This window comes from uncultured Stenotrophomonas sp. (genome assembly GCF_963519925.1).
GTDB classification, from domain to species: Bacteria; Pseudomonadota; Gammaproteobacteria; order Xanthomonadales; family Xanthomonadaceae; genus Stenotrophomonas; species Stenotrophomonas maltophilia_AE.
Map to the genome: position 1 here is coordinate 1 of NZ_CAUQPH010000203.1, position 4,720 is coordinate 4,720.

A 4,720-nucleotide genomic window follows, 5' to 3' on the forward strand; every position below is an offset into this window, starting at 1 on the left:
GGGGAGGCGGGGGGGGGGGGGGCAGTGGGGGGGGGGGGGGGGGGGGGGGGTATGGCCCCCCGGGGGGGGGGCCCCCCCGGGGGGGGGGGGGGGCCAGGCACCGCTCGCGGCCGATGCGGCGCCTGCGGCGGGGCAGCCCGCCAAGGCCCGCCAGATGGCGCCGCCGGTGTATCCGAAGGCCGCGTTCGACCAGGGCATTTCGGGCCGGGTGGTGCTGCGGGTGGAGGTGCGCGCCGATGGAACGCCGGGCGACATCCGTGTGCTCAGCTCACAGCCTGCCGGCGTGTTCGATGAGGTCTCCGTGGCCGCGGCCAGGCAGTGGACGTTCGACCCCGCGCAGCGGGACGGCAAGGCGGTGGCCGCCGCGCTGAAGATTCCGCTGACCTTCGCGATGAACGATCCGGAGCCTGCCTCGTGAGGCAGGGCGCCGCCTGGCTGGCGGTAACCGCGCTGCTGGCCGGGTGCGCCACCACGCCGCAGCGCACCGTGGTGGACACGCGTGCCGAGAACGTAGGACACCAGCGCCTGCCACCCGCTGCGGGTGGGGGGGGCGGTGCGGTGCAGGCGTATGAGATGCAGCCGGGGGAGGGCTACCGCATGCCGCAGCTGTATGCCGGTCGCGACCCCGTCGTCGGCGCGCGCGACCCGCGCACCGAGCTGGCGCCGACCACGGTGTGCCTGCAGGTGGTGGTGGACGCGGAAGGCAGGGTGGAGCGCAGCGTGCCGTTGAGCGATCGCGAGGTCTGCAGGCCGGGCGTCGCGGCGGAGAACGCGCCCCTGTTGGCGGCCGCGCAGGAGGCGGTGGCGCAATGGCGCTACACGCCGGCGGCGGTATGCCATTTCGCTGCGGGCAAGGTGCCGGACAACCGTGGCGACTGCACCGCGGCCGAGCGGATCGAGCCAGTGGCGGTGAGCCTGTTGTATGCGTTCACGTTCGAGATCGTGCACGGCCGGCAGGTGGTGGAGAGGCGGTAGCGCTATGCGCCGCCCTGGATGTTGGCTTTCACGGCGGGGTGCATCAGTTTCGGCTCGGGCAGGGTCGCGTCGCGCGCCTGGCGGGTGGCCACGAACGCGGCTTCGCTGACACCGGCGTGCAGGTGGATGTTGTGGGCGCGCTGCGCGCCGATGGTGGTTTCGTTGGCGACGGGGCGGCCGTCCGGACCGTAGTCGTGGCAGATGAACACCCGGGTGGCGTCCGGCAGAGCGAGCAGGCGCTGGATCGAGCGGTAGAGCACTGCCGCGTCGCCCCCCGGGAAATCGCAGCGGGCGGTGCCGCCATCGGGCATGAACAGCGAATCGCCGGTGAACACGGCATCGCCGATGCGGTACGCCACGCTGTCGCTGGTATGGCCAGGCACGGCGATCACTTCGGCGCTGATTTCGCCCAGCACGAAGCGTTCGCCGTCGTCGAACAGGTGGTCGAACTGCGAGCCATCGGTCGGTATGTCCAGTGCATAGCGGGGCGCGAAGGTGCGCTGCACGTCGACGATTCCCTTGCCCATCGCCAGCCTGGCCCGTGGCCACTGCGACTTCAGTTGGCGTGCGGCGCTGATGTGGTCGGCGTGCGCATGCGTTTCCAGCAGCCAGCGCACGTCCAGGCCGTTCCCGGCGACATGCGCCAGCAACGGCTGCACAGGCGCGGTGTCCGTAGTGCCGGTGTCGGGATCGAAGTCCAGTACCGGATCGATCACGGCTGCCTGCCGCGTGGCCGGGTCATGCACCACGTAGCTGAAGGTGTGGCTGTCGGGATGGAAGAAGCCTTCAACATGCAGCGCCATGGCCGTGTCCTCAGCGGTTGCCCAGGGTGTCGTTGAGCAGCACGGCCAGGCGTTCGCCGGCCAGGCGCAGCTCGCGTTCCGCCACCGGCAGGTAGGTGGCGGTGTAACCGGCATCAAGCGTGCGCTTGTCCGGGTAAACGCCAGGTGCAATGGCGATGCGGCAGCTGGCCTGCGCCCACTGCACCGCATCGGTGGCAATGGCCGAACGCTTGCCCACCTTGGGCCTGGGCAGTGCCCCCAGCCGCGCGGTGTAGGCGTCGTCGTCCAGGTTCAGGGTGTTCAGCAGGCCGCTGTCCCACAGCGAATGCAGGTTGGTACCGCGGCCGTTGAACTGCACCTGGAAGTCGTTGCCGCCCTTGTCGTGGCCGTAGCCGGCGTGCATCGGCTGGTGGATGTCGCCGACGAAGTGGAGCACGAACTTCAGTGCCTGTGCGCGTTCGGCGTCGGAACGGCTGCGGTCGCCGAGGATGGCGGTCTGGGCCTTGAGCGCTTCGACCACGCAGTTGCCGTTGCGGCAGTTGCGTTCCACGTCGTACTGGCAGTCGTCTTCGCCGATGTTCACGTAGTGCCAGCCGGCCGAGCGCTTGCCCAGGCCAGGATCCTTGGCGCGCAGTTCGTCGGCCCACGGTGCAATGGCGGCCAGGGTCGGGGTGGGCTCGCTGGCCAGCAGCCGGGCCACTTCGGCGCGGGCCTGCGGGGTGAGCTTCGGTTCGGCGACGCGGGCGACCAGGCGGTGGCCTTGCGCGCCCCAGGCCAAGGCGTCGGTGGATATCAGGGTGAGTGCCAGCAGCAGCACGGACGAGGACAGCAGGGAGGCGATTTTCATCGACCCATTCTACCGTGCGCAAAAAAGCCCCGGCTTGCGCCGGGGTAATGTCATGCGGCGAGGGGTGGTGCGCGGTGCGGTGCTGGTCGTGCGATCAGAACTTGAAAACGTAGGCGACGCCGTAGGCGAGCGGGTCGATGTTGACCGTGCCGAGCTTCTCGCCGTTGAGCTTCACGTCGCTGTCGATGTCGATCCAGCGCACGTCGACGCGCAGGGCACCGTTGTTGCCAATCGCGAAGTCCAGGCCGGCGTGGGCGGCGAGGCCCCACGAGTCGTCCAGCTTCAGCGAGCTGCCGGCCAAGGCGCCGCCGGTCTCTTCGCTGAAGAAGGTGGTGTAGTTGAGGCCGGCACCCACGAACGGGGACACCTTGCCGGTGCTGTTGAAGTGGTACTGCAGCGACACGACGGGCGGCAGGTGTTTGGTGCTGCCGACGCGGCCAAGGCCGTTGATGTTGATGTCGTGCTTGAACGGCAGTGCGGCCAGCAGTTCGATGCCCAGGTTGTCGGCGATGAAGTATTCGCCGGTGATGGTGGGCTTGATGTCGCTGTCGACGTCGACCTGCAGGCCGCCGGCGAGGGTGCCGTTGCTGGACTTGGGGGCGACCTGGTGCACGCCGGCGGCAACGGTCCAGTCGCCCTTGGACTGGGCCATGGCGGGGCTGGCGGCGAGGACCAGGGCGGCGGCGAGGCTGGCGGGCAGGAGGAGGGAGGTGCTGCGCATGGTGCGGTCTCGTTGCGGGGGTGGAATGGGGCCAGTTTTCCCGCTTGCCCGTTGCGCTGCCTTGATCCGGATCAATCCGGGGATCGGGGCGTTGTAACCGCTTCCTGTTTCGATCCCGGGGGCCGGCCGGGGCCGGGCTTTGCTAGAATGGCGTCCCCTTACCATCGGCGCCGCACTGTGGCGGCTGCAGGAGCTTGTGAACATGGCAATCAAGGTTGGCATCAACGGTTTCGGCCGCATCGGTCGCAACGTGCTGCGTTCGGCCGTGCTGAATTTCGGCAATGACATCGAAATCGTCGCCATCAACGATCTGCTGGAGCCGGATTACCTGGCGTACATGCTGAAGTACGACTCGGTGCACGGCCGCTTCAAGGCAGACGTGGAAGTGTCGGGCAGCGACCTGCTGGTCAACGGGAAGAAGATCCGCCTGACCCAGGAACGCGATCCGGCCAACCTGAAGTGGGACGAGGTCGGCGTGGACGTGGTGATCGAATCCACCGGCCTGTTCCTGACCAAGGAAACGGCGCAGAAGCACATCGATGCGGGCGCGAAGAAGGTAATCCTGTCGGCGCCGTCGAAGGACGATACGCCGATGTTCGTGTTCGGTGTGAACGACAAGACGTATGCGGGCGAGGCGATCATTTCCAACGCGTCGTGCACCACCAACTGCCTGGCGCCGCTGGCCAAGGTGATCAACGACAAGTGGGGCATCAAGCGTGGCCTGATGACCACGGTGCACGCTGCGACGGCCACCCAGAAGACCGTGGACGGTCCGTCGAACAAGGACTGGCGCGGTGGCCGCGGCATCCTGGAAAACATCATTCCGTCGTCGACGGGTGCGGCCAAGGCGGTGGGCGTGGTCATTCCGGAGCTGAACAAGAAGCTCACCGGCATGAGCTTCCGCGTGCCGACGTCGGACGTGTCGGTGGTCGACCTGACCGTGGAGCTGGAAAAGGAAGCCACGTATGCGGAAATCTGCGCGGAAGTGAAGGCGCAGAGCGAAGGCGCGCTGAAGGGCATCCTGGGCTATACCGAAGACAAGGTGGTGGCGACCGATTTCCGCGGTGAAACCCACACGTCGGTGTTCGACGCCGACGCCGGTATCGCGCTGGACGGCACGTTCGTGAAGTTGGTGTCCTGGTACGACAACGAATGGGGCTATTCGAACAAGTGCCTGGAAATGGCCAAGGTCGTTGCTGCGAAGTAATCGCTACGTACTGATGTTTAGAGAACGGCGGACTTTGGTTCGCCGTTTTTTTTTGGCTCTTCGGTTCTCGTTGCTTGGCGCGGGATCTTCGATCAGCTTGGTCGCGAGGGTGGGGGGCCCCGCCGCGGCCGGCAGGCCCCTGTGCAAATGTCCCCCGGCCGACGCCTGGCGGCGACGGCCTCCTCCTT

6 protein-coding genes are annotated in these 4,720 nt (G+C 67.6%); 3 read left to right on the forward strand and 3 right to left on the reverse strand.

All coding sequences use genetic code 11. The features are described 5' to 3' along the window. Positions 1–154: 154 nt before the first annotated feature. Both RWO33_RS19260 and RWO33_RS19265 read left to right on the forward strand, forming a co-directional pair. A complete protein-coding gene (locus RWO33_RS19260; RefSeq protein ID WP_314106948.1) occupies positions 155–418 on the forward strand; it encodes an energy transducer TonB in 264 nt (87 codons plus the stop codon). Beyond that, positions 415–975, forward strand: coding sequence for a hypothetical protein (locus RWO33_RS19265; protein ID WP_314106950.1), 561 nt, complete (start codon positions 415–417; stop codon positions 973–975). Before RWO33_RS19260 ends, RWO33_RS19265 begins: the two co-directional genes overlap by 4 nt. 2 nt (positions 976–977) lie before the next feature. Here the strand turns inward: RWO33_RS19265 and RWO33_RS19270 are convergent, their stop codons facing one another. The 3 genes from RWO33_RS19270 to RWO33_RS19280 form a co-directional block, all read right to left on the reverse strand. After that, on the reverse strand, positions 978–1,778 hold the full coding sequence (locus RWO33_RS19270; protein WP_314106953.1) for an MBL fold metallo-hydrolase: 801 nt from the start codon (positions 1,776–1,778) through the stop codon (positions 978–980). 10 nt (positions 1,779–1,788) lie between these two features. Continuing rightward, positions 1,789–2,604, reverse strand: coding sequence for a S1/P1 nuclease (locus RWO33_RS19275; protein WP_314106956.1), 816 nt, complete (start codon positions 2,602–2,604; stop codon positions 1,789–1,791). Between the two features lie 94 nt (positions 2,605–2,698). Continuing rightward, positions 2,699–3,325, reverse strand: coding sequence for an OmpW family outer membrane protein (locus RWO33_RS19280; protein WP_314106959.1), 627 nt, complete (start codon positions 3,323–3,325; stop codon positions 2,699–2,701). Between the two features lie 202 nt (positions 3,326–3,527). Between RWO33_RS19280 and gap the strand changes: the two genes are divergently transcribed. After that, positions 3,528–4,532: a type I glyceraldehyde-3-phosphate dehydrogenase gene (gene gap / locus RWO33_RS19285; RefSeq protein WP_145479342.1), complete on the forward strand. Its 1,005-nt coding sequence runs from the start codon at positions 3,528–3,530 to the stop codon at positions 4,530–4,532. Positions 4,533–4,720 lie beyond the last annotated feature (188 nt).

Bases quoted from the DNA above. Each gene is read 5' to 3' on its own strand.
- RWO33_RS19275 (WP_314106956.1), bottom strand. From the start codon at position 2,604: ATGAAAATCGCCTCCCTGCTGTCCTCGTCCGTGCTGCTGCTGGCACTC.
- RWO33_RS19270 (WP_314106953.1), bottom strand. From the start codon at position 1,778: ATGGCGCTGCATGTTGAAGGCTTCTTCCATCCCGACAGCCACACCTTC.
- RWO33_RS19280 (WP_314106959.1), bottom strand. From the start codon at position 3,325: ATGCGCAGCACCTCCCTCCTCCTGCCCGCCAGCCTCGCCGCCGCCCTG.
- RWO33_RS19260 (WP_314106948.1), top strand. From the start codon at position 155: ATGGCGCCGCCGGTGTATCCGAAGGCCGCGTTCGACCAGGGCATTTCG.
- gap (WP_145479342.1), top strand. From the start codon at position 3,528: ATGGCAATCAAGGTTGGCATCAACGGTTTCGGCCGCATCGGTCGCAAC.